The organism is Rhizobium grahamii (assembly GCF_009498215.1).
Lineage (GTDB): Bacteria > Pseudomonadota > Alphaproteobacteria > Rhizobiales > Rhizobiaceae > Rhizobium > Rhizobium grahamii_A.
The window spans coordinates 723,653-750,539 of sequence record NZ_CP043498.1 but is presented as its reverse complement, the minus strand read 5'-3'; the positions used below and the strand labels follow the sequence as shown (position 1 = coordinate 750,539).

At 61.8% G+C, this 26,887-nt stretch carries 28 protein-coding genes; 18 read left to right on the top strand and 10 right to left on the bottom strand.

Features of this window, described 5'->3' with window-relative positions; translation table 11 throughout:
- Positions 1-4 precede the first annotated feature (4 nt).
- A complete protein-coding gene (gene fabG / locus FZ934_RS03760; protein WP_056825515.1) occupies positions 5-742 on the bottom strand; it encodes a 3-oxoacyl-[acyl-carrier-protein] reductase in 738 nt (245 codons plus the stop codon).
- Between the two features lie 29 nt (positions 743-771).
- Positions 772-1,716 (bottom strand): ACP S-malonyltransferase, encoded by a 945-nt coding sequence (gene fabD, locus FZ934_RS03755; RefSeq protein ID WP_153269979.1) that lies wholly within the window; start codon positions 1,714-1,716, stop codon positions 772-774.
- 208 nt (positions 1,717-1,924) lie between these two features.
- On the opposite strand from fabD, the gene FZ934_RS03750 reads away from it, so the two are divergent.
- The 6 genes from FZ934_RS03750 to rplI all read left to right on the top strand — a co-directional run bounded on the left by FZ934_RS03750 (position 1,925) and on the right by rplI (position 7,604).
- Entirely contained in the window at positions 1,925-2,968 is a 1,044-nt protein-coding gene (locus FZ934_RS03750; protein WP_153269978.1) for an aldo/keto reductase, read from the top strand.
- 144 nt (positions 2,969-3,112) lie between these two features.
- Complete coding sequence (locus FZ934_RS03745; RefSeq protein WP_153269977.1) at positions 3,113-4,888, top strand: adenylate/guanylate cyclase domain-containing protein; 1,776 nt, start codon at positions 3,113-3,115, stop codon at positions 4,886-4,888.
- 254 nt (positions 4,889-5,142) lie between these two features.
- On the top strand, positions 5,143-5,601 hold the full coding sequence (gene rpsF / locus FZ934_RS03740; protein WP_112656099.1) for a 30S ribosomal protein S6: 459 nt from the start codon (positions 5,143-5,145) through the stop codon (positions 5,599-5,601).
- Between the two features lie 12 nt (positions 5,602-5,613).
- Positions 5,614-5,862, top strand: a complete 249-nt coding sequence (gene rpsR / locus FZ934_RS03735) for a 30S ribosomal protein S18 (RefSeq protein ID WP_007531286.1) — start codon at positions 5,614-5,616, stop codon at positions 5,860-5,862.
- Positions 5,863-6,017: 155 nt separating this feature from the next.
- Entirely contained in the window at positions 6,018-7,001 is a 984-nt protein-coding gene (locus tag FZ934_RS03730; RefSeq protein ID WP_153269976.1) for a DUF2232 domain-containing protein, read from the top strand.
- 21 nt (positions 7,002-7,022) lie between these two features.
- Positions 7,023-7,604 (top strand): 50S ribosomal protein L9, encoded by a 582-nt coding sequence (gene rplI / locus FZ934_RS03725; RefSeq protein WP_153269975.1) that lies wholly within the window; start codon positions 7,023-7,025, stop codon positions 7,602-7,604.
- 57 nt (positions 7,605-7,661) lie between these two features.
- On the opposite strand, the gene FZ934_RS03720 is transcribed toward rplI, so the two are convergent.
- From FZ934_RS03720 to FZ934_RS03710, 3 genes are read right to left on the bottom strand one after another with little or no spacing between them, the layout of a single operon-like run.
- Positions 7,662-8,726, bottom strand: coding sequence for an HlyD family secretion protein (locus tag FZ934_RS03720; protein ID WP_153269974.1), 1,065 nt, complete (start codon positions 8,724-8,726; stop codon positions 7,662-7,664).
- A gap of 21 nt (positions 8,727-8,747) precedes the next feature.
- Positions 8,748-10,421, bottom strand: coding sequence for an MFS transporter (locus FZ934_RS03715; RefSeq protein WP_153269973.1), 1,674 nt, complete (start codon positions 10,419-10,421; stop codon positions 8,748-8,750).
- Between the two features lie 10 nt (positions 10,422-10,431).
- A complete protein-coding gene (locus tag FZ934_RS03710; protein WP_056825500.1) occupies positions 10,432-10,875 on the bottom strand; it encodes a MarR family winged helix-turn-helix transcriptional regulator in 444 nt (147 codons plus the stop codon).
- Positions 10,876-11,217: 342 nt separating this feature from the next.
- Here FZ934_RS03710 and FZ934_RS03705 point away from each other — a divergent pair, with 342 nt between their 5' ends.
- Positions 11,218-12,711, top strand: coding sequence for a replicative DNA helicase (locus FZ934_RS03705; RefSeq protein ID WP_153269972.1), 1,494 nt, complete (start codon positions 11,218-11,220; stop codon positions 12,709-12,711).
- A 30-nt stretch (positions 12,712-12,741) separates the two neighbouring features.
- Here FZ934_RS03705 and FZ934_RS03700 read toward each other — a convergent pair whose 3' ends face one another.
- The 3 genes from FZ934_RS03700 to FZ934_RS03690 form a co-directional block, all read right to left on the bottom strand.
- A complete protein-coding gene (locus tag FZ934_RS03700; RefSeq protein WP_153269971.1) occupies positions 12,742-13,044 on the bottom strand; it encodes an AzlD family protein in 303 nt (100 codons plus the stop codon).
- The gene (locus FZ934_RS03695) at positions 13,041-13,745 is read right to left on the bottom strand and encodes an AzlC family ABC transporter permease (RefSeq protein ID WP_153269970.1); all 705 of its coding nucleotides are present in this window, start codon (positions 13,743-13,745) and stop codon (positions 13,041-13,043) included. Before FZ934_RS03695 ends, FZ934_RS03700 begins: the two co-directional genes overlap by 4 nt.
- A 71-nt stretch (positions 13,746-13,816) precedes the next feature.
- A complete protein-coding gene (locus FZ934_RS03690) occupies positions 13,817-14,638 on the bottom strand; it encodes an AraC family transcriptional regulator (RefSeq protein ID WP_153272358.1) in 822 nt (273 codons plus the stop codon).
- 178 nt (positions 14,639-14,816) lie between these two features.
- On the opposite strand from FZ934_RS03690, the gene alr reads away from it, so the two are divergent.
- On the top strand, positions 14,817-15,983 hold the full coding sequence (gene alr, locus FZ934_RS03685; RefSeq protein WP_153269969.1) for an alanine racemase: 1,167 nt from the start codon (positions 14,817-14,819) through the stop codon (positions 15,981-15,983).
- Between the two features lie 5 nt (positions 15,984-15,988).
- Here alr and FZ934_RS03680 read toward each other — a convergent pair whose 3' ends face one another.
- Positions 15,989-16,624, bottom strand: coding sequence for a LysE family translocator (locus tag FZ934_RS03680; RefSeq protein ID WP_153269968.1), 636 nt, complete (start codon positions 16,622-16,624; stop codon positions 15,989-15,991).
- A gap of 152 nt (positions 16,625-16,776) precedes the next feature.
- Here FZ934_RS03680 and radA point away from each other — a divergent pair, with 152 nt between their 5' ends.
- The 4 genes from radA to FZ934_RS03660 all read left to right on the top strand — a co-directional run bounded on the left by radA (position 16,777) and on the right by FZ934_RS03660 (position 21,378).
- Positions 16,777-18,180, top strand: coding sequence for a DNA repair protein RadA (gene radA, locus FZ934_RS03675; protein WP_153269967.1), 1,404 nt, complete (start codon positions 16,777-16,779; stop codon positions 18,178-18,180).
- Between the two features lie 93 nt (positions 18,181-18,273).
- The gene (locus FZ934_RS03670) at positions 18,274-18,897 is read left to right on the top strand and encodes a CvpA family protein (protein ID WP_153269966.1); all 624 of its coding nucleotides are present in this window, start codon (positions 18,274-18,276) and stop codon (positions 18,895-18,897) included.
- A 170-nt stretch (positions 18,898-19,067) separates the two neighbouring features.
- Positions 19,068-20,558 (top strand): amidophosphoribosyltransferase, encoded by a 1,491-nt coding sequence (purF, locus tag FZ934_RS03665; RefSeq protein ID WP_153269965.1) that lies wholly within the window; start codon positions 19,068-19,070, stop codon positions 20,556-20,558.
- A 79-nt stretch (positions 20,559-20,637) separates the two neighbouring features.
- The gene (locus tag FZ934_RS03660) at positions 20,638-21,378 is read left to right on the top strand and encodes an SDR family NAD(P)-dependent oxidoreductase (protein ID WP_153269964.1); all 741 of its coding nucleotides are present in this window, start codon (positions 20,638-20,640) and stop codon (positions 21,376-21,378) included.
- 7 nt (positions 21,379-21,385) lie between these two features.
- Here FZ934_RS03660 and FZ934_RS03655 read toward each other — a convergent pair whose 3' ends face one another.
- A complete protein-coding gene (locus tag FZ934_RS03655) occupies positions 21,386-22,132 on the bottom strand; it encodes a glycoside hydrolase family 25 protein (protein WP_432443600.1) in 747 nt (248 codons plus the stop codon).
- 351 nt (positions 22,133-22,483) lie between these two features.
- Here FZ934_RS03655 and cysS point away from each other — a divergent pair, with 351 nt between their 5' ends.
- From cysS to pip, 6 genes are all read left to right on the top strand, one after another.
- Positions 22,484-23,875, top strand: a complete 1,392-nt coding sequence (gene cysS, locus FZ934_RS03650) for a cysteine--tRNA ligase (protein WP_153269963.1) — start codon at positions 22,484-22,486, stop codon at positions 23,873-23,875.
- 231 nt (positions 23,876-24,106) lie between these two features.
- Positions 24,107-24,475 (top strand): endonuclease domain-containing protein, encoded by a 369-nt coding sequence (locus FZ934_RS03645; RefSeq protein WP_153269962.1) that lies wholly within the window; start codon positions 24,107-24,109, stop codon positions 24,473-24,475.
- Entirely contained in the window at positions 24,472-24,951 is a 480-nt protein-coding gene (locus tag FZ934_RS03640) for a GFA family protein (protein ID WP_153269961.1), read from the top strand. The genes FZ934_RS03645 and FZ934_RS03640 overlap by 4 nt, the downstream gene beginning before the upstream one ends.
- Positions 24,948-25,436, top strand: coding sequence for a GFA family protein (locus FZ934_RS03635; RefSeq protein WP_153269960.1), 489 nt, complete (start codon positions 24,948-24,950; stop codon positions 25,434-25,436). The genes FZ934_RS03640 and FZ934_RS03635 overlap by 4 nt, the downstream gene beginning before the upstream one ends.
- Positions 25,433-25,909 (top strand): GFA family protein, encoded by a 477-nt coding sequence (locus tag FZ934_RS03630; protein WP_153269959.1) that lies wholly within the window; start codon positions 25,433-25,435, stop codon positions 25,907-25,909. The genes FZ934_RS03635 and FZ934_RS03630 overlap by 4 nt, the downstream gene beginning before the upstream one ends.
- Positions 25,906-26,865: a prolyl aminopeptidase gene (gene pip, locus FZ934_RS03625; RefSeq protein ID WP_153269958.1), complete on the top strand. Its 960-nt coding sequence runs from the start codon at positions 25,906-25,908 to the stop codon at positions 26,863-26,865. Before FZ934_RS03630 ends, pip begins: the two co-directional genes overlap by 4 nt.
- Positions 26,866-26,887 lie beyond the last annotated feature (22 nt).

Below are 26,887 nucleotides of genomic sequence, written 5' to 3'. Positions count from 1 at the left end.
CGTTTCAGATCATGGCCATGCCGCCGTTTACGTGCAGTGTCTGGCCCGTCATATAAGAGGCTTCCGACGAAGCGAGATAGGCGACCGCGGAGGCGACTTCAGCGCCCGTGCCCATGCGCTTCATCGGGATCGCTCCCATGATCGCTTCCTTCTGCTTGTCGTTCAGCTTGCCGGTCATGGCGCTTTCGATGAAGCCAGGTGCCACGCAGTTGACAGTGACGTTGCGGGTCGCGATCTCCTGGGCCAGCGACTTGGTGAAGCCGATCATGCCTGCCTTGGAGGCGCAGTAGTTCGCCTGGCCGGGATTTCCGGTAACGCCGACGACCGAGGTGATATTGATGATGCGGCCATAACGGCGGCGCATCATCGGGTGCGTCAGTTCGCGCGTCAGGCGGAACATCGCCGTCAGGTTCACTTCGATGACGTTATCCCAGTCCTCGTCGCTCATGCGAACAAAGAGGCCGTCCTTGGTGATGCCGGCGTTGTTGACGAGGATGTCGACGCCTTCGAGGTCGGCTTCGGCCTTGACGCCGAGCGCCTTGACTTCGTCGCGGTCGGCAAGGTTTGCCGGGAAGATCTTGACGCGATCGCCGAGGTCATTTGCCAGCGCCTCGAGCTTCTCGACGCGGGTGCCGTGCAGGCCGACGATGGCGCCCTGCTTGTGCAGGAGGCGGGCGATTTCTTCACCAATGCCGCCAGAAGCGCCGGTGACCAGAGCCTTGCGGCCGGAAAGATCGAGCATGGAGGTGTTCCTTGTAATCGTTAAATCTATCAGGCCATCAGGGCGGCGACGGCCGCATCGATGTCGGCAGGCGTGTTGACGGCAATACCGTTCACAGTCTTGTCGATACGGCGCGCGAGACCGGTCAGGACCTTGCCGGAGCCGATCTCGTAGAGCGTCGTTGCACCGTTGGCGGCAAACCACTCTACCGTTTCGCGCCAGCGAACCTGGCCCGTCACCTGTTCCACGAGCAGCTTTGCGATCTCGTCGGCGTCGGTCACGGGTGCCGCACGCACGTTGGCGATGACAGGCACGACCGGGTTGGACTTCTTCACAGCCGCCAGCGCTTCGCGCATCGCTTCCGCGGCGGGAGCCATCAGGGACGAGTGGAAGGGAGCGGAGACCGGTAGAAGGATCGCGCGCTTGGCACCCTTTTCGGTCGCGATCGCGGCGCCCTTTTCGACGGCTGCCTTCTCGCCTGATATGACGATCTGGCCACCACCGTTGTCGTTGGCGATCTGGCAGGATCCGACGGCAGAGGCTTCCTCGCAGACAGCGACGACATCTGCGTGCTCGAGGCCGATGATCGCAGCCATGGCGCCAACGCCAACCGGCACGGCAGCCTGCATGGCATTGCCGCGAATGCGCAGCAGTCGCGCGGTGTCGGCGAGCGAGAAGGTACCGGCGGCGCAGAGTGCGGAATATTCGCCGAGCGAATGGCCAGCGACATAGGAGACCTTCGCCTTGAGGTCGACGCCCTTGGCTTCGAGGACGCGGATGACCGCCATCGAGACCGCCATCAGGGCCGGCTGCGCGTTGGCCGTCAGGGTCAGCTTGTCTTCCGGACCATTGAACATGGTCTCAGAAAGCTTTTCGCCCAGAGCGTCGTCGACTTCTTGGAAGACAGCGCGCGCCTCGGCGTAGTTCTCGGCAAGATCCTTGCCCATGCCGACAGCCTGGCTGCCCTGTCCCGGAAATGTAAAAGCGATGCTCATTCCTATGTCCTTTTTTAAATGGACCTCTGGTTATTTCGCCTCCAATTGACATTCTTTCCTGCAGAGTCAAGTGGCGGAGCCCCGCGTTCCAAGGCTTTTGCGGCTGCGAGAAAGGCTGGTTTTGCCTCTTGCGCTCGCTCGATTCCGGTCTAGATTTGCTCCGTCTTTTCAGACCAATCCTTTTCCAGATCACCTTCAAGGCTTTCAGATGAAATACAAGAAACTTGGCCGCACGGATATTTCCGTGTCCGAAATCTGCCTGGGCACCATGACCTGGGGCACGCAGAACACCGAGGCTGACGCGCATGAGCAGATGGATTATTCCGTCGAGAAAGGCGTCAACTTCTTCGATACGGCCGAGCTCTATCCGACCACGCCGGTTTCGGCGGAGACGCAGGGGTTGACGGAAGACTATATCGGCAGCTGGTTCCAGAAGACCGGCAAGCGCAAGGACATCGTGCTCGCCACGAAAGTCGCAGGCCCCGGTCGCTCCTATCTCCGCGGTGGTGACGGCGCCGATGCCAAGAACATCCGCCTCGCGATTGAAACAAGCCTGAAGCGGCTGAAGACCGACTATGTCGACCTCTACCAGATCCACTGGCCAAGCCGCGGCCATTTCCACTTCCGCCAGAACTGGCACTACGATCCCTTCAAGCAGGACCGTGCCAAGGCCGTCGCCAACATCACCGAGATCCTCGAAACCATGGGAGAACTGGTGAAGGAGGGCAAGGTGCGGGCGATCGGCCTCTCCAACGAGACGACCTGGGGCACGCAGAAGTATCTCACGCTTTCCGAGACGCTCGGGCTGCCACGCGTCGCGACCATCCAGAACGAGTACAATCTGCTCTACAGGCACTATGATCTCGATCTTGCGGAGCTGTCGCATCACGAGGATGTCGGCCTGCTCGCCTACTCGCCGCTCGCCGGCGGCATCCTCAGCGGCAAATATGTCGGAGGCGCCAAACCGGAGGGCTCGCGCGGCTCGATCAACAGTGATCTTGGCGGACGCCTGCAGCCTCTGCAGGAGGCTCCGACCAAGGCCTATCTCGAGATCGCGGCACGCCACGGCCTCGACCCGTCGGCGATGGCGCTCGCCTTCTGCCTGACACGCCGCTTCATGGCATCGGTTATCATCGGCGCAACGACGATGAAGCAGCTTGAAACGGACATCGGCGCGATCAGCCTGAAGCTCTCGCATGAGGTGATGACGGAGATCGAGGCCGTTCACCGCCAGTATCCGATGTCGATCTAACGCTATCGACCCGGCCGACGTACGGCCGGGTCCTTCCTCCGCTCGCTTGCCCGGATGACCGCCGGCAAAGCGATTTTGCTTCTCGGCTCGGGGCATTTCAGCTAGGTTTACGGAGCTCTGGCAGCGCCGCAGGAGCATTGTCCCGTGGAACGAAAGCTCGCAGTCATCCTTGCCGGCGACGTTGCCGGCTACAGCCGCCTTGTTGCAGCCAACGAGGAAGATGCGCTTGCGACATTGAGCGTCTACGGCGCCACGATCAGCGATCTTGTCAACGAACATGGCGGCCGGATTTTCGGCAGTGCCGGGGATAGCGTCGTTGCCGAATTTCCAAGCGCCGTGCAGGGCGTTCGCGCCGCAGTCGCCATCCAGCGTGCGCTCAACCGGCGCAATGCGGACCTGCCGCCCGACCGGCGCATGGAGTTTCGCCTCGGTCTCAATCTCGGCGATGTCGTCGTATCGGGAGACAACCTGCTCGGCGATGGCGTCAATGTCGCGGCGCGGCTGCAGGAAGTGGCGCTACCCTCCGGTATCTGCATCTCCGGCGCGCTGCGCGAGCATATCGAAGGGAAGCTGGATTTCCCCCTGATCCCGATGGGCGACCGCACCCTGAAAAACATTCCGCGGCCGGTATCCGTTCATCGCGTGCATTGGGGTGGAGAGGACCCGCTGGAGACCGGCGTGCTCGCCGGCCCGCTCCGGCTGCCGGACAAGCCCTCGATTGCGGTTCTGCCTTTCGTCAACATGTCGGACGACCCGGAGCAGGAATTCTTCGCCGACGGACTGACCGAGGACATCATCACCGCCCTGTCGCTTTATCGATGGTTCTTCGTTATCGCCCAGAATTCGTCCTTTGCCTACAAGGGCCGAGCTGTCGATGTGAAGCAGATCGGGCGCGATCTCGGCGTCCGCTATCTCGTCGAAGGCAGCGTGCGCCGTGCCGGGTCGCGGGTCCGCGTTACCGGCCAGCTCATCGAGGCGGAGAGCGGCGTCCACCTCTGGGCGCAACGCTACGACCGCGAGATCGCCGATATCTTCGCGATCCAGGACGAGCTTACCCAGAACGTCGTCGGTGCCATCGAACCGGAAATCCTCATCGGCGAGAGCCGCCGCGCGCTGCTGCGGACCACCGACAATCTCGACGCCTACGAGAGCCACATGCGCGGGACGTGGCTGCACAACGCTCAGGACACGGCCGAGCATTTCATCGAAGCCATTGCCTGGCATCGCCGCGCAATCGAACTCGCCCCGGATCTCGCCCGTGCGCATATGATGCTGGCCCGCTCCCTTTACGCGCGTTGCTTCCACGGCTTCAGCGACGACGTCGACAGGGACAGCACCGAGCTTCGGGCCGCCGCCGAGCGCTCGGTGGCGCTCGACCCACGCGACCCCTACTCTCACTACGCGATGTGCCTTGGCCATTTCGTCGGGCAAAATGCGCCGGCGGCCGTCGAGGAAGCGCAACAGGCGATCGACACCAATCCGAACTTCGCCCTTGCCCACATGGCATTGGGATGGGCGCGCATCTTCACCGGCCATTTCGCGGAAGCCTATGACCCGCTTCACATGGCCCTGCGGCTCAGCCCGCACGATCCGCTGACCTATCTGATCCTCGACCGGCTGGCGCTATCCCACTATCACCTCGGCAACTACGAGGAAGCGATCCACTATTCCGAACGCGGCCTGCCCCTGCGCCGCGCCTACTTCAACCGCGTCGTGCTGCTTGCAAGCCTCGGGCAGCTCGATCGGCATGACGAAGCACGGCGCCTGATACCGGAGATACTGGCGAACGTTCCGGCCGATCTCGAGCATTACTGGAAGATCCTGACGCCCTACGTCGCGCCTGCGCATTACGACCATTTCGTCGACGGCCTGCGCAAGGCGGGGCTGCCTTCGTTGAACTCGCAGCGAGAACATTGCTGACTGTCCCTTGCGTTTCCGCCAAAAATCCGTATAAGCCGCCCTGTTCGCAAAACCCGGTCTTCTGGCTGGTGGCTGAACGGAGGGCCGGTTTCCCACGGGAAATCGTTCGGAACGGAAGCGTTCCAGCCTCCCGTGTCTCCGCTCTCGACCGTCTCGGAACGCTTTTCTTGCCTGGGTTTACCCAATCAGGAGCAGTCGTTGAGGCTTAGCCGCCGAATATCGGGTTGAATAAACGCAAGAAAGGCAAAGCTGTCATGGCTCTTTATGAACATGTATTCCTTGCCCGACAGGATATTTCCGCTCAGCAGGTCGATGCCCTCGTAGAACAGTACAAGGGTGTTATCGAAGCTAACGGCGGCAAGGTCGGGCGCGTAGAGAACTGGGGCCTCAAGTCCCTGACCTACCGCATCAAGAAGAACCGCAAGGCTCACTACGTTCTCGTCGACATCGACGCTCCGGCTGCTGCCGTGCAGGAAATGGAACGTCAGATGCGCATCAGCGAAGACGTCCTGCGCTACATGACGATCGCTGTTGAAGCTCACGAAGAAGGCCCGTCTGCCATGATGCAGAAGCGCGACCGCGACGACCGCGGCCCGCGTGAAGGCGGCGACCGTGGCCCGCGCCGCGAGTTCGGCGACCGTCCGCCGCGCCGTGACGGCGACTTCCAGCGTGGCCCGCGCCCTGATCGCGCTCCGCGCGAAGACCGTGCATAAGGAGAACTGAGAATGTCTGAATCTTCCTCCGCACCGGTACGTCGCCCGTTCCACCGTCGTCGCAAGACTTGCCCGTTCTCCGGCGCAAACGCTCCGCGTATCGACTACAAGGACGTTCGTCTCCTGCAGCGCTACATTTCCGAGCGCGGCAAGATCGTTCCTTCCCGTATCACGGCTGTTTCGCAGAAGAAGCAGCGCGAACTCGCTCAGGCGATCAAGCGCGCTCGTTTCCTCGGCCTGCTGCCGTACGTCGTCGCTTAATCAGCTGACGAGACCAAATCGAGGGAAGGCAGCAATGCCTTCCCTTCTCCCTTTCGCGATGGGCGCGGATCGGAACTCTTAAAACCCATGTTGAGGTCTTTCTGAAACCGATTCGGAAAAACCCTCTAACTGCTTGATGAAGCAGGACAGCGACCGTGAACAAACTGGACAAAAAAACGCTGGGCATCGGCGCACTCGCCGGATTGACCGCCGCACTTCTGGTGCTCGGCGCAAGCCTGCAGCCGTCGTTCAGTGCGGTTCTCTACGCCGCTTCGGCCCTTCCCATTCTTCTCGTCGGCCTCGGCTGGGGCAACATGGCGGCAATCGCTGCCGTCGTTACCGCCGCTGCACTCGGCGCGATCGCCATCTCGCCGACCTTCGCGCTGATGATGACGCTGGTCACGCTGCTGCCGGCAGGTTGGCTCAGCCACCTTGCAAATCTTGCCCGTCCCGCCTCCGAACTCGGCGGTCCCGACCATCTGATGGCGTGGTATCCGCTTTCGGATATCCTGCTGCACCTCTGCGGCCTCGTCACGATCGCCGTCATCGTCGTCGGCGTGATGATCGGCTACGGCCCTGAGCTTATCGACCGACTGGTCGACGTGCTGTTCGGCTCGCTTTCACAGCAGCAGCCCGAATTCAAGCCCGATCCGGCGGTGACGGCGCAGACCAAGGCGCTGGTGCTGCTCATGCTGCCCGCCATCCAGGGCGGCATGTGGGTGATCATGCTGTTTGCCGCCTATTACATCGCCACCCGGATCGTCACCGCATCCGGCCGCGGTCTGCGCCCGCGCGAGGATATCCCCTCGGCGCTGCGCATGAACCGCAATTCGATCTTCGTCTTCCTCATCGGTCTCGCCGCCACCTTCTTCGGCGGCATGCCGGCGACGATCGGAGCAACTGTCGTCGGCACCTTCGGCGCCGGCTTCCTGCTTTCCGGATTCGCCGCGCTGCACTTCCGCACGCGCGGCAAGGATTGGCGTCTGCCGGCGCTCATCCTCTGCTACCTGGCATCGCTACTCCTGATGGTGCCAGCCTTTTTCATCCTCGTGTTGGGCTTGAGCGATACCCGCAAGGCGATCGCGCTGACCCCGAACAAGGATGCTGATGCCCCCAAACAGACAGACACGAAAATCTAGAGACACGAAAGGAACACGAACATGGAAGTCATTCTTCTTGAACGCATCTCCAAGCTCGGCCAGATGGGCGAAACCGTAAAGGTTCGCGACGGCTTTGCTCGTAACTACCTCCTGCCGCTCGGCAAGGCTCTTCGTTCCAACGAAGCCAACAAGAAGCGTTTCGAATCCGAGCGCGCAACGCTCGAAGCTCGTAACCTCGAGCGCAAGTCCGAAGCACAGACCGTTGCTGACGCTCTCGAAGGCAAGTCCTTCATCGTCGTTCGCTCGGCTGGCGAAACCGGCCAGATGTACGGCTCGGTCGCTGCTCGCGACGTCGTTGAAATCCTGGCTGCAGAAGGCTTCAACATCGGCCGCAACCAGGTTCACCTGAACACCCCGATCAAGGCGATCGGCATCCACAAGGTTGAACTGCAGCTCCACGCTGAAGTCGAAATCAACATCGAGCTCAACGTTGCTCGTTCGGCTGAAGAAGCTGAGCGTCAGTCCAAGGGCGAAACCCTTACGTCGGTTGACGCGATCTACGGCGTTGACGAAGACGCCCTGCGTCCGGAAGACTTCTTCGATCCGGAAGCTGACGGCAACGCAGAAGACGACGACGCATAATTGTCCACGAGATCTTCTCGGGAATAAGCGAAAGCCCGACTCACGCCGGGCTTTCTGCTATTTGGAGGCCGTGTTCTGCTGTGGAGGCGCGCTCTTGTCGACATCGACGACGACAGAAAGCCCCGGCCCCAGATCCTTGACCGACGGCTGATCGGCTTCGAAGCGGATGCGCACGCCGACACGTTGCGCGATCTTCACGAAATTGCCGGTGGCGTTATCCGCCTTGATGACCGCGAATTCGGAGCCTGCTGCCGGTGAGAAGCGCTCGATGTGGCCCTTAAGCCGCAGCTTGCCGAGGGCATCGACGGTGATGGTCACGGGTTGCCCGATCTGCATGCCGTAGAGCTGCGTTTCCTTGAAGTTCGCGACGACCCAGACATCCTCGGGCACGACCGCCATGAGCTGGGTGCCCGCCGTCACATATTGGCCGATGCGCACGCCGACTTCGCCGAGATGGCCGTCGCGTGGTGCGACGATTTTGGTGTTCTGCAGGTCGATTTCGGCCAGACGGACGACGGCTTCGGCGCTCGCGACGTTGGCCTCCAGCAGCGACCGGTTGACGATGATGGTTGCAAGGCTCTGCTTGGAAACCTCGAGTGCTGCCTCGGCTTGGCTTACCGCGGCCTTCGCCTGGTCGAGCGTTGCCTGCGCGGCCTCGGTTTCGCTCTGCGATGCGACGCCGCGGTTGCTGAGATTACTGACACGGTCCCAGGCCAGTTGCGCCCGCTTCAGCGAGGCATTGGCGCTGTCGATCTGTGCCTGGCTCGAGGCGATGCTGGCCTTTGCGGAAAGCTCCGACTGGCGAGAATTGTCCAGCGACGCTTTCTGTCCCTCCAGAGCGGCACGCGCCTGGGCAAGTTTCTGGGCGTAGATCCGATCGTCGATCCGGGCAAGTTCATCCCCCTCCTTGACCTGCTGATAGTCCTTCACGGGCACATCGACCACATAGCCGCTGACCTGAGGGCTCATGATCGTGACATAGCCCTTGATATAGGCATTGTCAGTGGTTTCAACCGACGTCACGAAGGGTGGCAGGCGCCAGGCATAGAGAACAAGCAGAACGCCGGCGATACCGGCAAGGAGGGCGATGATGGTCGGTGGAGACCGGAAGAGCTTCAACATGCGGAAACCTTGAAATCAAAATTACGATGCGGCGACTGCGGTACGATCCGTCCAGGGCCATGGCAGCCGCCGCCATGCCTGGTGAAGAAGAATGACGATCAGGCCCAGGACGGCGGAATAGCCGATCACGAGGAATGTATCGTTGTAGGCGAGGATATATGCCTCGCGCGTCACCTGCTGCCCGAGCAGGGCAAGCCCCTCGGCGTTCAGCAGCATCTTGTCGTTCAATACCTTCCCATATGCCGCGCTGAGCTGTGAAACGCGCTGCGCCACGATCGGATCCTGCAGGAGGATGTGTTCGACCAGAACGTTGGAATGGAACTTCTCGCGAATGGTCACGAAGGTTCCGAGCATTGCCGAGGCGAAGAGCGAACCGATGCTCTGTGTGAAAACGAAGATGACCAGGAAATTGACGATGTACTGCATGCCGCGAGCCATTGCCGTCTTGAACCCGTTCGCCATCACCGGCGGCAGGAACATCGCCGCACCGGCCGCGACCATCGCTTGGCTGAGATACATCTGCGGCGGCCGCGTCAAGCTGGTGGACTGGCTATCGAGGAAGGCGCCGCCGGCGATCAGCGCGAGAGCCAGCACATGCGCGGTCTCGACATAGCGGGTCGTCATCAGGAATGCACAAAATAGACCGCCGATCAGCGAGGCGAGCAGGATGATCCCGTAAAGCGTTGTCGTCTGATCGTTCAGAAGTCCGAGCTGCTGGTAGAAGTTCGCGGCGGTGGACGACTGCTCCGAGGACACAAAGCGGAAGAGGAGAAGAACGCCGGCCATGCGCAGATTGGCTGCAGAGAACAACCAGCGAAAATCGATCAACGGGTTGGCCCGTGGCAGCTCCATCACCAGCATCGCCCCGACCGATCCCACCGATATGGCGAGCAGGACACCGATCCACGGCGCCTCGAACCACCAGTAGAGCCGCCCGAGCGTCAGCACCACGGCCAGACAGCCGAAGCCGACGGCAAGCAGCAGGTAGCTCAAGATATCCAGCCGCTGGATGACTTTCGCCCGGGGCGGCGCAGTGAGCGGCAGCAGATAAATGATCGGCAGAACGATCAGCGCCAACCCCATTTCGAACATGTAGAGCGCCTGGTAGCCGCCGAAGTGCAGGAGCGACGGCGAGACGATGCGGGCGACCGGCGACGCAAAAAGCGTGCACATCAGGGCAAGGCTGATGCCGAGCGAAAGCTTTCGTTCAGGCGGAAACGGTTCCAGCATGTAGAGAAAGCCGAGCGTCGACAGAGGAGCCGCCGCCATGCCGCTCAGGGTGCGGACGACGAGAGCCGAATGCAGATCGGTCACGAACAGGTTCAGCACGGCGGCGATGACGAAACAGATGATGCCGAGTTCGGCGAAGCGCCGCAATCCATACTGGCTGCGGATCTTGAACAGCGCGATCGACATGCTGGCATAAGGCGCCATGTAGGCTGCCGAAAGCCAGGAGACCTCCGTGGTAGTCGCGGAGAAGGAACCCTGAAGCTGATAGATGTTGGCCGTCAGCAGGTTCATGCCGAGGCCCTGCGTCAGGAATAACAGGACCGACGCCACCATATAAAGCGGCATCTTCCAGGCAGGCATCGGCACCGCCGCGGCTGGTGGCGGTGTCGTCTGCTGAGCGCTCGCCATCGCCTCGTCCGCCGGTTGGGGCGTCGCATTGTCGTTGGCGGTCTGGGCGAGGCTCATCGGCAGGACCTCAAATTCCGCGAATGCCCTGCAGGTTGGCTTGCATGGCCCGTATCACTTCCAAAGTAGTTCTCAGATCGTCTTCGGGAATACCGGCGATGACCTGGGCGCGCACTTTCACGGCGATGTCATCGATCTCGCCGGCCACGACCTTGCCTGTCTCGGTAATGTAGATTTCCTTGGCGCGGCGATCCGAGCCGGCGACCCGCCGCTGCACGAACCCCTGCCCTTCCATCGCGTCGAGAATCCTGACCAGTGTCGGCGTCTCCAGCTCCAGCCGTTCGGCGAGCTCGCGTTGGTTGATTCCGTCCTTCTTGTTGAGCGTGAAGAAGACGCGTGCGCGGGGCAGCGTCATGTTGCGTTCCCGTACTATTTTGTCGAAGACGGCCCTCAGCTTGCGATTGAAAGCAGCAACGTCTTCGATCAACTCACGTCCAAGAACGGGATTTCCCATTAAATTCAGCCCTATTTTGTTAGTGCACTAATTATATCTTTACTACCTACCCTGTTTTCCGGTGTATTTCAAGAGGCGACCGCACGCGGCTGGATGCAAGTCTTCTCCGACACGCCTAAACTGTCAAACAAGGCACGAAGCAGGTGAGTCGTTTTCTGGCCGTGCTCTGAAAGAGACAGTTTCGGTATTTTTGCATTTACTGCAAGAGCCACTGTGGAGAAGTCGAACAATGGGCACAGGCCCGAAGTATCGACGACGGAACGGAAAGCCTCTGGCTTGCACACTTGATTTTCTAGTGAGCGCGCGCCAAACCCGAAGCCGAAGAAGACAGAACGGATAAAGATGAACGACGCCGCTCGAAAGATTGCCGCCGTTGCTCCTACGGAGCAGCACTATCGCGAAGCCCCGAACAACATCGAGGCAGAACAGGCGCTTCTCGGCGCGATCCTGATGAACAACGACGCCTATTACCGGGTGTCGGACTTCCTCAAGCCGATCCATCTGTACGAACCGCTGCATCGCAAGATCTTCGAGGTCGCCGGCGATATCATCCGCATGGGCAAGATTGCCAATCCTGTGACGATCAAGACCTTCCTGAAGGCCGACGAGAAGGTCGGCGACATGACGGTCTCCGAATACCTTGCCCGGCTCGCCCGCGAAGCCGTGACCATCATCAATGCCGAAGACTACGGCCGCGCGATCTACGATCTGGCACTGCGCCGCGCGCTGATCACCATCGGCGAGGACGTCGTCAACATCGCCTATGACGCGCCGCTCGACATGCCGCCGCAGGCGCAGATCGAAGACACCGAGCGCCGGCTGTTCGAACTTGCGGAAAACGGCCGCTACGACGGCGGCTTCCAGGCGTTCAACGACGCCGTGGCGCTGGCGATCGACATGGCTGCCGTCGCCAAGGAACGTGATGGTGGCCTTTCCGGCATCTCGACCGGCATCCACTCGCTTGACGGCAAGATGGGCGGCCTGCAGCGCTCGGACTTGATCGTGCTCGCCGGACGTCCGGGCATGGGCAAGACCTCGCTTGCCACCAACATCGCCTACAACATCGCCGCCGCCTACGAGGGCGAAGTGCAGGCGGATGGCAGCATGAAGGCAAAGCAGGGCGGCGTCGTCGGCTTTTACTCGCTCGAAATGTCGTCCGAGCAGCTCGCCACCCGTATCATCTCCGAGCAGACGGAAGTCTCTTCCTCGAAGATACGCCGCGGCGACATCAACGATGCCGACTTCGAAAAGCTGGTCGCCTGCTCGATGATGATGCAGAAGGTGCCGCTCTTCATCGACCAGACCGGTGGTATCTCCATCGCCCAGCTTTCGGCCCGCGCCCGCCGCCTGAAGCGTCAGCGTGGCCTCGATTGCCTCGTGGTGGACTACATCCAGCTCATGACCGGCGCCGGCAAGGGCGACAACCGCGTGCAGGAAATCACGCAGATCACGACCGGCCTGAAGGCGCTCGGCAAGGAACTCAACGTTCCGATCATCGCCCTTTCGCAGCTCTCGCGTCAGGTCGAAAGCCGCGACGACAAGCGCCCGCAGCTCTCCGACCTCCGTGAATCGGGCTCGATCGAGCAGGACGCCGACGTCGTGCTCTTCGTGTTCCGCGAGGAATATTACGTCAAGAACTCCGAACCGCGTGACATCCACGATCCGAAATATCCGGAGTGGGAAGCGCATTTCGACAAGGTCAAGGGCACCGCCGACGTCATCATCGCCAAGCAGCGTCACGGACCGACGGGCACCGTCAAGCTCGCCTTCCAGTCGGAATTCACGCGCTTTGCTGACCTCGCCGACCCCTCCTTCATCCAGTACGAAGAGCACTGACGCGACCGTCGCATCAGTAGCGAGGCTGAACTAGAGCTCTGCAGCTCGTAGAATGGCAACCGTCGCGACACCGACGGCAACGCTTGCGAGCATGGGCAGACGCCTTGCGGCAAGCGCGGTGACGATGCAAGCAATCGTCTCCGCCCAGCCGGTCGCAAACGCGGTCGGCGCGATCACGGCCATCAGCACGGCCGGCGGTATCGCTTCGATTGCCGTTCGGCCCTGCTCCGAAACCTCGACATGACGGATAAGCACGAGGCCGCCCATGCGGGTCGCGATCGTTGCCGCCGCCATTGCGAGGATCGCGAGAAGCGTGTGAACATCCAAGCTCATGCCGTGACCTCGCGGGTCTTGCCCGACCAAAGAGCGGCAGCAAGCCCTGCCAGAGCGCCGGCGGCGATGTACCAGACACCTGGAACGAAGTGGTGAACCAGGACGGCAGCAAATGCGCTGGCAGCTAGGACCGAACCTGTTTCACGGCCCTTCCAGAAACCCATGGCCAGCACCACGAAAACCGCCGGGAAAGCAAAGTCCAGCCCGATCGCGGCAGGATTGCCAAGCAGAGCGCCTAGCGAGGCGCCTGCAAGCGTCGAGCCAACCCAGGTGGCGTAGAACGGCGCTGCGACGCCCGCGAACCACCAAGGCGTCAACCGCGCGACACCGGCTCGAAACTCGGAGATCGCCCAGATCTCGTCCGACAGGAACAGCATCGCCGCATATTTACGCATACCCGGGAAGGCCTGCATCTTCGTGCCGATCGACGCGCTCATCAGCACATGCCTGATATTGACGAGCAGAGCGGCAAAGCCGACCCCCGCCCAGCTTGCGGGATGGGTCCAGATGTCCATGGCGACAAACTGCGAACCGCCGGCGAAGACAAACGCACTCATCAAGGTCGCCTCCAGCGCCGACAGGCCTTTCGTCGCCGACACCGCGCCGAAGACGAGGCCGATCGGGATCACGGCGACGACGAGCGGCAGGATAGCCCGTGCTCCGGCGAGAAAATCGCCGATGGGTCGCCTTTGAGTGAGCATTGAAGCCTCCAGAATTGCCAAAGTCCGGAGGTGTTAAGCCGGGGTACGGCGACCGTCTTGAACGAAAGTGATCAGCGGGCGCGATATTGGCCGGGGGTGACGCCGGTGCGTGCCTTGAAGTGGCGGGTGAAGTGCGCCTGGTCGGCGAAACCGCACTGGAGCGCCACATCGGCGGGCGCATTGCCGGCCCTGAGCAGCTTGCGTGCTTCACGTACCCGCTTGTCGGTCAGGAACGCGTGCGGCGTGATGTGATATTCGCGACGAAACGCCCGGATGAGATGCGCCCGGCTGAGGCCGGCAACGTCAGCCACTTCGTCGAGCCCGATGTCGCAGTCGAAATTGTCGGTCAGATAGTCGCGTGCCCGACCGACCGCCGTGCGCTCCTTCGTATCGACGGGAACGACGGCTGTGCTGCCGTAGCGTTCGAAGATGGCGGCAAGCACGCGAAACATGCCTTCCTCGGATTCGAGCGCGCCCGCGCCACTTTCCAGCACACGGTGGGCCGCGTGGAAAGACGCCGCCATCCTGGGGTCGCTCAACAGTTCCTTCGGGAACGACGGGGTGGCGTTGAACGCCTTGCCGGTGACATCCTCCAGGATGTCGACGAACAGCTTTTCATCCGGATAGATCATCCGGTAGCGGTACCCCTCGCCGCCCGGGACACCGTCATGCACGACGCCCGGATCGATCAGATAGAGGTCGCCGGCACCGGTCTCCTCCCGAACGCCCTTCATCGTCGCGATCTGCGTGCCGCTTTCGATAGCGCCGATCGAGAAGGTGTCATGGGCGTGGGGTGCATATTCATGGGTCAGGAAGCTCGCGCTCAGGCACTCCATGTTGCGGAACCGGCGATCGCGCCAGAAGCGCGCCCGTTCCGTGCCTGCGAGCGGCATCGCATCCGCCGCCTCTTTCTGCGAGACATTTTCCATCGAACCAAACTACGGCCACCGCCGCCCGACGTCTTGAACAAAAGTGATCGCGGCACGGATATCTGCGTGGCGCGCTTTCACTTTGCCTTATTGATCTCTACACTGCGGTGTCGCAAGCCTCCTCCGCCTTTTGTGAAGAACGATGACTGATTTTGTTGATATTTTAGAAGACGAAGACCCGTTTGAGACCGCTGGGTTGCGGCTGACCGTCGACCTGACGGCCTTGACCGATAACTGGAAGGACATGGCCCGACGCTCCGGCAAGGCGCGCACAGCCGCCGTGGTGAAGGCCGACGCCTACGGTACCGGCATCGAGGATGCCGGTCAGGCGCTTTACATGGCCGGTGCCCGCGATTTCTTCGTCGCGACAGTCGCCGAAGGCGTGACGCTGCGGTCCTATGCGCCGGAAGCGCGCATCTTCGTGCTGAGTGGAATCTGGCCCGGAACGGAGCGCCGCTTCTTCGAAAACGACCTTGTGCCCGTCATCTCGTCGGAAGAACAGCTCGCCTTCTGGATGGCCGTCCTTGCCGAGTACGGCGATTACCCCTGCGCCCTGCATGTCGATACCGGCTTCAACCGTCTCGGCCTTTCGATGGACGAAGCGATCGCGCTCGCCGACGACGTGTCGCGGCCGGCGAGTTTCGCGCCGGTGCTGGTCATGAGCCATCTTGCTTGCGGCGACGACCATTCGTCCGCAATGAACAAGCAACAGCTTGAGTCTTTCCGGCAGGTTAGCGCTGCCTATGAAGGTATCGATTCAAGCCTTTCGGCATCCGCCGGTATCTTCCTTGGCAGCGACTACCATTTCGATCTCACCCGTCCGGGCATCGCGATTTACGGTGGCGAGGCTGTCAACGGCATGAAGAACCCGATGCGACCGGTGGTAACCGCAGAGGCCCGCATCATCCAGGTTCGCACCGTCAAGGCAGGAGAATCGGTCAGCTATGGCCGCGCCCTCAGGTTGACGCGCGACAGCCGGCTGGCGATCGTATCGGCGGGCTATGCCGACGGATATATGCGAAGCCAGTCGAGCGGCGGTGTCCCATTGCGCCAGACGATACCGCAGGGTGGCCAGGGCTTCGTGGCCGGACGCAAGGTGCCGGTTGCGGGCCGTATCACCATGGATCTGACGATCTTCGACGTCACCGATCTTCCTGATAACGCTGTGCGTGCAGGGGATTACGTCGAGTTGTTCGGAAAGAACATCCTGGTCGACGACGTCGCTCGTTCGGCAGGTACGATCGGCTACGAAATGCTGACCGGAATCGGCCTGCGGCACGAGCGGCGCTACCTCCTCGAGGAGGAGTGAAGCGCTCAGCGCGTTGTCAGGGCCAATCGCATGCCAAGAGCCACCAGCAACGCGCCGAGGCCGCGATCCAGCCAAAGGCCGACACTCTTCCGGCGCTTGACGAAATCCGCGAGCCGCCCTCCCGCAAGGATTAGCGGCGGCTCGATGAAAGCTGCGACGACGATAATCAAGATGCCGTGGACGGCCAGTTGAAGCCAGGTCGGCCCGGCACCGTCGACAACGAACTGCGGCAGGAAGGCGAGGAAGAAGATCGCGACCTTGGGGTTCAGCAGCGACACGAGAATGCCCTGCCGGTAGATACGACTCCATGGCATGACATCCTTCACGGCGCTAATCAGGCCACCGTCTCCCTTCGAGCGAAGCGCCTGAATACCGAGCCAGACGAGATAGACCGCGCCGACCCACTTCACGATCGAAAAGGCCAGGGCCGAGGCGGCGAGGATGGCGGAGAGACCGAGCGCTGCCATGGCGACATGCAGGCAGGCGCCGGTCCAGATGCCGAAGAGCGCGGCAAAGCCGGTTTTCGTGCCGCTCTTGATGGTGTGGCCAAGAATGAAAGCCATGTCGGGACCCGGCGACAGGTTGAGCAAAACCGCCGCGGTCAAGAACGCAATCCAGTGCGCGAGCGAATAATCCAGCATCGTCGTGGCCTCCAAGACAGTGGAGAACAGGTGCCACCGCAGCCGGTGATAGGGAAATCATTAGTTTTGATCGGTGCCCGGAATGATTATCTGAACAATCAAACTGATTCGATGCGGCGCGCTGGCGACCATCCAACCGAAAGCATGACCTGATGGCGAAGGCCAGAACAAACTTCATCTGCCAGAGCTGCGGCGCGGTCCATAACCGCTGGGCGGGCAAGTGCGACAATTGCGGCGAGTGGAACACCATCGTCGAAGAAGACCTGATGGGCGGCATCGGCGGCGGTCCTGCAAAGACGCCTAAGAAGGGCCGGCCCGTGACGCTCACCGCTCTGTCGGGCGAAATCGAGGAAGCGCCCCGAATCCACACCGGTATCTCGGAACTCGACCGGGCGCTCGGCGGCGGCTTCGTGCGGGGCTCGGCTGTGCTGATCGGCGGCGACCCCGGCATCGGCAAATCGACGCTGCTGATGCAGGGGGCAGCAGCGCTTTCGCGTCGCGGCCATCGGATCATCTATGTCTCGGGCGAAGAAGCGGTCGCGCAGGTGCGGCTGCGGGCGCAACGCCTGCAGGCTGCCGATACCGACGTGCTGCTCGCTGCGGAAACAAACGTCGAGGACATTCTGGCGACGGTGGCCGAGGGAAAACGGCCGGATCTCGTGATCATCGATTCCATCCAGACGCTCTGGAGCGAACTGGCCGACTCCGCTCCAGGCACCGTCACGCAGGTCCGTACCGGCGTGCAGTCGATGATCCGCTTCGCCAAGCAGACGGGGGCGGCCATGGTTCTCGTCGGACACGTCACCAAGGACGGGCAGATCGCGGGACCGCGCGTGGTCGAGCACATGGTCGATGCCGTGCTCTATTTCGAAGGCGATCGCGGCCATCACTACCGCATCCTGCGCACCGTCAAGAACCGCTTCGGGCCGACGGACGAGATCGGTGTTTTCGAGATGTCCGACAAGGGATTGCGCGAAGTCGCCAATCCCTCGGAGCTTTTCCTTGGCGAGCGCAACGAGAAATCGCCGGGAGCTGCCGTCTTTGCCGGCATGGAGGGCACGCGTCCGATCCTCGTCGAAGTACAGGCGCTCGTTGCCCCGACATCGCTCGGCACCCCTCGCCGTGCCGTCGTCGGCTGGGATTCAGCGCGCCTGTCGATGATCCTTGCCGTCCTCGAAGCCCATTGCGGCGTGCGGCTCGGCCAGCACGACGTCTATCTGAACATTGCTGGCGGCTATCGCATTACCGAGCCTGCGGCCGATCTTGCGGTCGCTTCGGCGCTGGTTTCGTCGCTCGCCGGTATTGCCCTTCCCGCCGATTGTGTCTATTTCGGCGAAGTCAGCCTGTCGGGCGCCGTCCGGCCGGTTTCACATACATCCCAGCGCCTCAAAGAAGCCGAGAAGCTGGGCTTTTCTGCCGCGCTGCTTCCCTCGGCGTCAGCCGATCTGCCAAAGGGTTCCGGCGGCCGCTGGAGCGAGATCGAGAGCCTTCCGGACCTGGTTGCACGTATTGCCGGGTCGAAAGGCGCACTGCGACGTGTGGAAGAAGAGGTTTGATCCTTTCATCGCCAGCACCGGTGATGTTATAGGAAGCACGCAATGAGGCGCGACCAAGCCGTAGATAAGCGGCGGTCCTGGAGTTGAATTTATATGCCCATTACGATTTTCGACGGTATTGTCATCGGCGTCGTTCTTTTCTCCGCCGTACTTGCAATGGTGCGCGGCTTCTCCCGCGAAGTTCTTTCAATCGCCAGCTGGGGCGGCTCCGCAGCCGCCGCATACTATCTGTACCCATACGTCCTGCCTTATGCCGAGAAGTACACGGACGACAATCGCATCGCGACGGTGGGCTCAGCAGCGGTCGTTTTCCTCGTCGCGCTGATCGTCATATCCTTCATCACCATGAAGATCGCGGACTTCATCATCGACAGCCGGATCGGTGCGCTGGACCGTACTTTGGGCTTTCTCTTCGGCGCCGCTAGGGGCATACTTCTTCTCGTCGTCGCCGTCGCCTTCTGGAACTGGCTCGTGGCGGATCACGGCCCGGCCTGGGTCAACAACGCCAAGTCGAAGCCGTTCCTGGACTCGATGGTGGTGAAGTTGCAATCCGTGCTACCGGCAGAGCTTGCGCAGGTGGTGCGGGCTACGGTCGAAAAGAAAATGCGGCCGCAGGGAGACAATGCGGAAACTGGCAACGCGCCCGCTTCAGATCAGGCGCCAGCCGAAGATGCAGCGCCCGCCCCTGCGAATGGTACACAGCAGCCGTCTAATTGACGCAGTGTTCAACAGCTTGACCCGGCACCTGGCAATTGCCATTTGACGGGAACGGGAATAAAGGTCCGGCCGGGCATCCGCTCCGCCGGGCCTCAGCCGTTTAAAGCGCATGATCACGGCGTCATGCTATGGAAGCCGATCCATTCTTGTGAGAGCAAAGGCCCGCATCGATGAACCAGTCTCATTCCTTGACGCTCAATGACGAATTCGATGGAGACACGCTCCACGAAGAGTGCGGCGTCTTCGGTATCCTTGGCCACGACGATGCGTCGACCCTGACGGCGCTCGGGCTGCACGCCCTGCAGCATCGCGGACAGGAAGCGGCCGGTATCGTCTCCTTCGACGGACTGCGCTTCCACTCCGAGCGGCATATGGGCCTGGTCGGCGACCACTACACCAATCCGACGACCCTCGCCCGCCTGCCGGGCAATATCTCGATCGGCCACAATCGCTATTCCACAACAGGCGAAGTCGCGCTCCGCAACGTGCAGCCGCTCTTCGCCGAGCTTGAAGTCGGCGGCATCGCCATTGCCCACAACGGCAACTTCACCAATGGCCTAACCCTTCGTCGCCAGCTGATCGCCGGCGGCGCCATCTGTCAGTCGACCTCCGACACGGAAGTCGTTCTCCACCTCATCGCCCGCTCGCGCTACACCTCGACCGCTGACCGCTTCATCGATGCGATCCGCCAGATGGAAGGCGGCTACTCGATGCTCGCCATGACGCGCACGAAGCTGATTGCGGCACGCGACCCCACCGGCATCCGCCCCCTCGTCATGGGCGAACTCGACGGCAAGCCGATCTTCGCTTCGGAAACCTGTGCACTCGACATCATCGGCGCGAAATTCATCCGCGACGTCGAGAACGGCGAAGTCATCATCTGCGAGATCCAGCCTGACGGTTCGATCTCGATCGACGCCCGCAAGGCCGGCAATGGCCAGCCGGAGCGCCTCTGCCTCTTCGAATACGTCTATTTCGCCCGTCCGGATTCGGTCGTCGGCGGCCGCAGCGTCTATGTTGCTCGCAAGAACATGGGCATCAACCTTGCCAAGGAAGCGCCCGTCGACGCCGACGTCGTTGTTCCTGTTCCGGATGGCGGCACGCCGGCAGCCCTCGGCTACGCGCAGGAAAGCGGCATTCCGTTCGAATACGGCATCATCCGCAACCACTATGTCGGCCGCACCTTCATCGAGCCGACGCAGCAGATCCGTGCATTCGGCGTCAAGCTCAAGCACTCCGCCAACAGGGCGATGATCGAAGGCAAGCGCGTCGTGCTCGTCGACGATTCGGTCGTGCGCGGCACCACCTCGCTGAAGATCGTACAGATGATCCGCGATGCCGGCGCCAAGGAAGTGCACCTGCGCGTCGCAAGCCCGATGATCTACTACCCTGATTTCTACGGCATCGACACGCCCGATCGCGAGAAGCTGCTGGCCAACCAGTACGACAGCCTCGAAGCCATGTGCAAATATATCGGCGCGGACTCGCTGGAATTCCTGTCGATCAACGGCCTTTATCGCGCCGTCGGCGGCGAGGATCGCAACGACGCCCGCCCGCAGTTTACCGATCACTACTTCACCGGCGACTACCCGACCCGCCTCCTCGACAAGGAAGGCGAGACGATGGGCCGCAAGGTTTCCCTGCTGGCGACCAACGGCTGACAGCCATTGGCTTTGACATTTGACCAAGGGGCGCTTATTGCGCCCCTTGCTTTTTCAGCTACGGGGGAACCGGGGGACCATGACTATAAACCTTGAAGGCAAGATCGCGCTCGTCACCGGCGCGTCCCGTGGCATCGGTTATTTCACCGCTCTGGAACTCGCAAAGGCCGGGGCACATGTCATTGCCTGCGCCCGCACCGTCGGCGGTCTTGAGGATCTCGATGATGCGATCAAGGCGGTCGGCGGCTCCTCGACACTCGTTCCTTTCGACCTTGCCGACATGGACGCGATCGATGCGCTGGGCGCCTCGATCTTCGAGCGCTGGGCCAAGCTCGACATTCTCGTCGCCAATGCCGGCGTGCTCGGCGTGATCTCGCCGATCGGTCACATCGAGGCAAAGACCTTCGAGAAGGTGATGAACATCAACGTGACCGCGACGTGGCGGCTGATCCGCTCGGTCGATCCGCTGCTGTCGCGCTCGGATGCCGGTCGCGCCGTGATCCTTTCCTCCGCTGCGGCCCACAAGTGTCGTCCGTTCTGGGGTCCCTACTCCGCGTCCAAGGCTGCGGTCGAGGCGCTCGCCCGCACCTGGGCCGGAGAAAGCCAGAGCACTCCTCTGCGCATCACCAGCGTCGACCCGGGCGCGACCCGCACCGCCATGCGTGCTCAGGCTGTTCCGGGCGAAAACCCGGAGACGCTGCCGCATCCTTCGGAAGTCGCCAAGGCGATCCTGCCGCTGGTTGGCCCTGATGTGACCGAGACCGGCAAGCTGTTCGTCGTGCGCGAGAACAAGCTAGTCGGCTACCGCCTGCCGGAGTAAGCACGCGTCAGTTGGCCGTCAGAACCGGGAACAGATGTGCCAAGCCTGTTTCCGATGGGCATAGCGCGTTCAGATCGACCGGGCCGTGAATGCCATCCAGAGTGCCATTGTCGGCGAACTGCCAGATCGACCAATCGCGGCAATCGTTCTGGTGGGGCTCCTGCGCGATACTGCGCAGCCAGAGATGGTGATCCGGGAAGCGCGCTTCATTTCCCTTGAAATACTGCTCGAAGAACTGCTGGTTCAGATAGAAGATCGGCTTGCCGGGATAGGCGCCGTTCAATTCCGCAAAGAAAGCACCGATCTCGGCACTCAGTTCATCTGATGTCGGCACCTTGCCGCAGTTGCCGGTAAACTCGAGATCTATGGCGATCGGCAGTGCGTCGGTTTCCACCGGCACCGTCTTGATCAGATTGCGCGCCTGCTCGCGGCCGGGGCGGCAGAAGGTGAAGAAGTGATAGGCGCCACGCACGATGCCTGCATCCTTCGCGGCCTTCCAGTTTTCCGCAAAGCGCTTGTCTCGGTGGTCGCCGCCCTCCGTCGCCTTCATGATCGCGAAACGGACCTTCGGCTGGCGGGCCAGAGCCTGCCAGTCTATCGCGCCCTGATGATGGCTGACATCGATGCCCTGTATCGGATAGTCCGCAAGCGTCGGAGGAGTGAACGGAGCCATGGCGCGATCGTATGCCAGATAGGATGCGACCGCGACAGCCGGAATCACCACTCCGAGGATTGTTCGATAGAAGGTTTTCACGCTTGGGGTCTTCCGCACTTCCGGCGCGTTATAGCAGAATATTGTGGGGGCCGTACGATTGGCACCGCCCCGGCCCTTCGCTTTCGCTTCGGGCGTTCGGCGCTGCAATCGATTCACTGGATCGATTGCTCCGGCTGGCGCCGGACCGCTTCTCACCCCCTTGACCAATCCCCGTTCCCGCGCCATAAAACCCGCCATGAAAACGGTTATCTGCATTATCTGCCGGAAGATTATTCGCTAGCGCGCTCGCTGGCCTGGCCGTTTTCGTCTCCTGAAAAGTCCAAGATGAGAAACGCCCCGGCCCGCCGGTGGCAGAGTTTTTTTCGGATCATTGCATTTGGGAGAGTAGACATGGCCGGCACGCCAGACACCAACAAGCCGGAACTGAAGCTTTACAACACGCTGACGCGCGAGAAGACGGCCTTTGCGCCGATCGATCCGCAGAATGTCCGCATGTATGTTTGCGGCCCGACCGTCTATGATTTCGCCCACATCGGCAACGCGCGCCCGGTCATCGTCTTCGACGTGCTCTTTCGGTTGCTGAACCATGTCTATGGGGCTGAGCACGTCACCTATGCGCGCAACATCACTGACGTCGACGACAAGATCAATGCGCGCGCCCTGCGCGACTATCCCGGCCTAGCGCTCAATGACGCCATCCGCGCGGTGACGCAGAAGACGGAGAAGCAGTTCCTCGATGACGCCAAGGCACTCGGCTGCCTTGAGCCGTCGGTTCAGCCCCGCGCGACCGACAATATTGGCAAGATGATCGAGATCATTGAAAAGCTGATCGCCAACGGCCATGCCTACCAGGCATCGGGCGAAGTGCTCTTCGACACGAAATCGATGGTCGATTACGGCCAGTTGTCGAAGCGCAATCTCGACGAGCAACAGGCCGGCGCCCGCATCGCCGTCGACGCGCATAAGAAGAATCCCGGCGATTTCGTGCTGTGGAAGCTCTCCAGCGACAGTGAACCCGGCTGGGAGAGCCCATGGGGCCGTGGTCGTCCGGGCTGGCACATCGAGTGCTCGGCCATGAGCGAACGTTACCTTGGCGAGGTCTTCGACATTCACGGCGGCGGTCTCGACCTGATCTTCCCGCACCACGAGAACGAGATCGCCCAGTCGCGTTGCGCCCATGGCACGAAGGTCATGGCCAATGTCTGGATGCACAACGGCTTCCTGCAGGTCGAAGGCCGCAAGATGTCGAAGTCCGAAGGCAATTTCGTCACTATTTACGAACTGTTGCACACCGAGAAATTCGGTGGTCGGCGGTGGCCGGGCGATGTGCTGCGCCTTGCGATGCTGATGACCCATTACCGCGAGCCGATCGATTTCTCGATCAAGCGGCTGGAGGAAGCCGAACGCCTGCTCGCCAAGTGGCCGGCGGCGGACGCTGGAAGCGCGCAGCCTGACGCCGCCGTGATCAATGCCCTGGCCGACGACCTCAACACGGTGGCGGCAATCCAGGCATTGCATGCGCTTGCCCAGTCCGGCGATCACGCGACCTTCGCGGCGAGTGCTGCCCTGCTCGGCGTCCTGCCCGAAATGGCGGAGATCGACGAAGCGGTTGCCATCGAGATAGACCGCCGCGTCAAGGCGCGGCTGGAACTGCTGAAGGCGAAGAACTTCGCCGAGGCCGACAAGATCCGCGGCACGCTTCTGGCCGAGGGCATCCAGCTCAAGGACGGCAAGGATGCGGCGACAGGCGAACGCGTGACCAAGTGGGAGGTGAAGCGGTAGCAATGATGAGCGCTGCGGCTTGCCATACCCCCTCTGCCCTGCCGGGCATCTCCCCCTCAAGGGGGAGATCGGCCTGACGCGCCGTTGGTCGCAAACCGGAAAAGCCCCAGCATTCTAAGAGTTGGCTATCAGGCAAAACATCACCACAATCCGATCTCCCCCCTTGAGGGGGAGATGCCCGGCAGGGCAGAGGGGGGTAGTGCGCCAGAGGCAGAAACGAAGGAGCATGCAATGCCACATGCACCCGTCCCGCCACCACGTCGCGCGAATGCCAAACGCATGCGCAAGGCCCTCACCGATGCTGAACTCAAGCTCTGGAACGAATTGCGTGCACACCGCCTGATGGGATTGGGGTTCCGCCGACAACTGCCGATCGCCGGTTACATCGTCGACTTCGCCTGCCCTTCACATCGGTTGATTGTCGAACTCGACGGATCGCAACACGCCAATGAGCTAGCGGCGGATTATGACTCGGTCCGAACGCGCCGTTTGCAAACCGCAGGCTGGACCGTCATCCGCTTCTGGAACGACGACGTGCTCCGCGATATCGACAACGTCTGCCTGCATATCCTCGCAACGATCGGGAGGCGCAAGCCATGACCTCAACCTACACCGGCGGATGCCAGTGCGGCGCGATCCGCTTTCGGGTTCGCGGGACGCTCAAGGATTCGTCCATCTGTCATTGTCGCATGTGCCAGAAGGCTTTCGGCGCCTATTACGCGCCGCTGGTTTCCGTACGGGGCGCAGAGTTCGAATGGACGCGCGGCGAGCGCAAGCTTTTTCGTTCCTCCAACTTTGTCCAGCGCGGTTTCTGCGCGGATTGCGGCACGCCTTTGACTTACGAGGCGCCGGATGGAGTGGCAGTGGCGGCGGGCGCTTTCGACGATCCTTCCGCGCTTCCGCCCGTCATCCAGTTCGGCACCGAGCGCAAGATCGATTTCGTCGATCGGCTTCGCGACTTGCCTGCCCGGGAGACTTATGAGGACATCGAGGCTGCGCCCTTCCTGCACGACATCGTCTCCTACCAGCACCCGGATCACGACACGACCACCTGGCCCGAGGAGCGGAATCCGTGACAACGACGACGGCCCTGAGCGGAGGTTGCCAATGCGGCGCGGTTCGCTACCGGGCCGTGGGCGAACTCGGCTATCCGCACCTTTGCCACTGCCGCATGTGCCAGAAGGCGGCCGGAAACTATTTCATGCCGCTGGCATCGGCCAGGCGCGAGGATTTCACCGTAACGCGCGGCGAGCCGAAGTGGTTTTACTCGTCCGATATCGTTCGCCGCGGCTTTTGCGCCGACTGCGGGACGCCGCTTTTCTTCGACACGCCGGATGCGGACAGCATCAACATCGTGCTCGGCTCCCTGGATAACCCTGATAGGGTCAAGCCGGTGATGCAGTCGAACACCGGACGCAGGATGAGCTGGTTCCACGAGCTCGCTGCCCTGCCCGTCGAGCCGGAACCGGAAACGCCCGATCGCGAGAATGCGGTTGCGGCCAGCAATCACCAGCACCCCGACCACGACACAGCCGATTGGCCAACCGGAGCGTCAGCATGAGCGAACCCATTCGAACCGGCGGCTGCCAGTGTGGCGCCGTCAGATTCCGCATCAGCGGGAAGCTTGGCCGTCCTTCGATCTGCCATTGCCGCATGTGCCAGAAGCAGTTCGGCGGCTTCTTCTCAGCGCTCGTCACCGCGCCCGACGAAGGCATGGAATGGACGCGCGGCGAACCGAGCTATTTCCAATCCTCCGTCAACATCGAGCGCGGCTTCTGCAAGAACTGCGGCACGCCGATGACCTACCGCCATCCGGGAGGCCTGGAACTGGCGATCGGCACGTTCGACGATCGCAGCGATCTCGCGCCGCGGATCCAGGTCAACTTCGACGCACGCATCCCATGGGTCGAGACGATCTTCGACCAGCCCGTTCACACGGACCCCGATTTCTACTCGCGGCAGGAGGCGATCATCTCCTTCCAGCATCCCGATCACGACACTGCAATCTGGCCAGCCGAAGGCGTCAAGATATGACCGAAGTGCTCCGCACCCTCTACCCTGAAATCGAAGCTTACGCCTCCGGCCACCTCGACGTCGGCGACGGCCATACGATCTATTGGGAGCGCTCGGGCACGCCGGGAGCAAAGCCTGCAGTCTTCCTGCATGGCGGCCCAGGTGGCGGCTTTTCGCCGACCCATCGCCGCCTTTTCGACCCGGCGCTTTACGACGTGCTGCTGTTCGACCAGCGCGGCTGCGGCAAGTCCACGCCGCACGCCAATCTCGATGCCAACACCACCTGGCATCTCGTCGCTGACATCGAGCGGCTGCGGGAGATGGCAGGCGTCGAGAAGTGGCAGGTATTCGGCGGTTCCTGGGGGTCGACGCTGGCGCTCGCCTATGCGGAGACACATCCGGAGCGGGTCTCGGAACTCGTCGTGCGCGGCGTCTATACGCTCACGAGGGCGGAGCTCGACTGGTACTATCAGTTCGGCGTGTCGGAAATGTTCCCCGACAAGTGGGAGCGCTTCATCGCGCCGATCCCGCCGGACGAGCGCCATGAGATGATGCTGGCCTACAATCGCCGGTTGACCGGTGCGGACCGTGCCGTTGCCCTTAAGGCCGCGCAGGCGTGGAGCATCTGGGAAGGCGAGACCATCACGCTGCTGCCGGAGAAATCGACCAGCGGCAAGTTCGAAGATGCTGATTTCGCCTATGCCTTCGCGCGGATCGAAAACCACTTCTTCGTCAATGCCGGCTGGATGGACGAAGGCCAGCTGCTGCGCGATGCCCACAAGCTGAAGGACATTCCCGGCGTGATCGTGCATGGCCGCTACGACATGCCCTGCCCGGCGAAATACGCATGGCTGCTGCACAAGGCATGGCCGACGGCGGAGTTTCATCTGATCGAAGGTGCCGGGCATGCCTATTCGGAACCCGGCATCCTCGACAAGCTGATCCGCGCCACGGACAATTTCGCCGGAAAGCAATAACGAGCCCCACAAGGCCGACAGG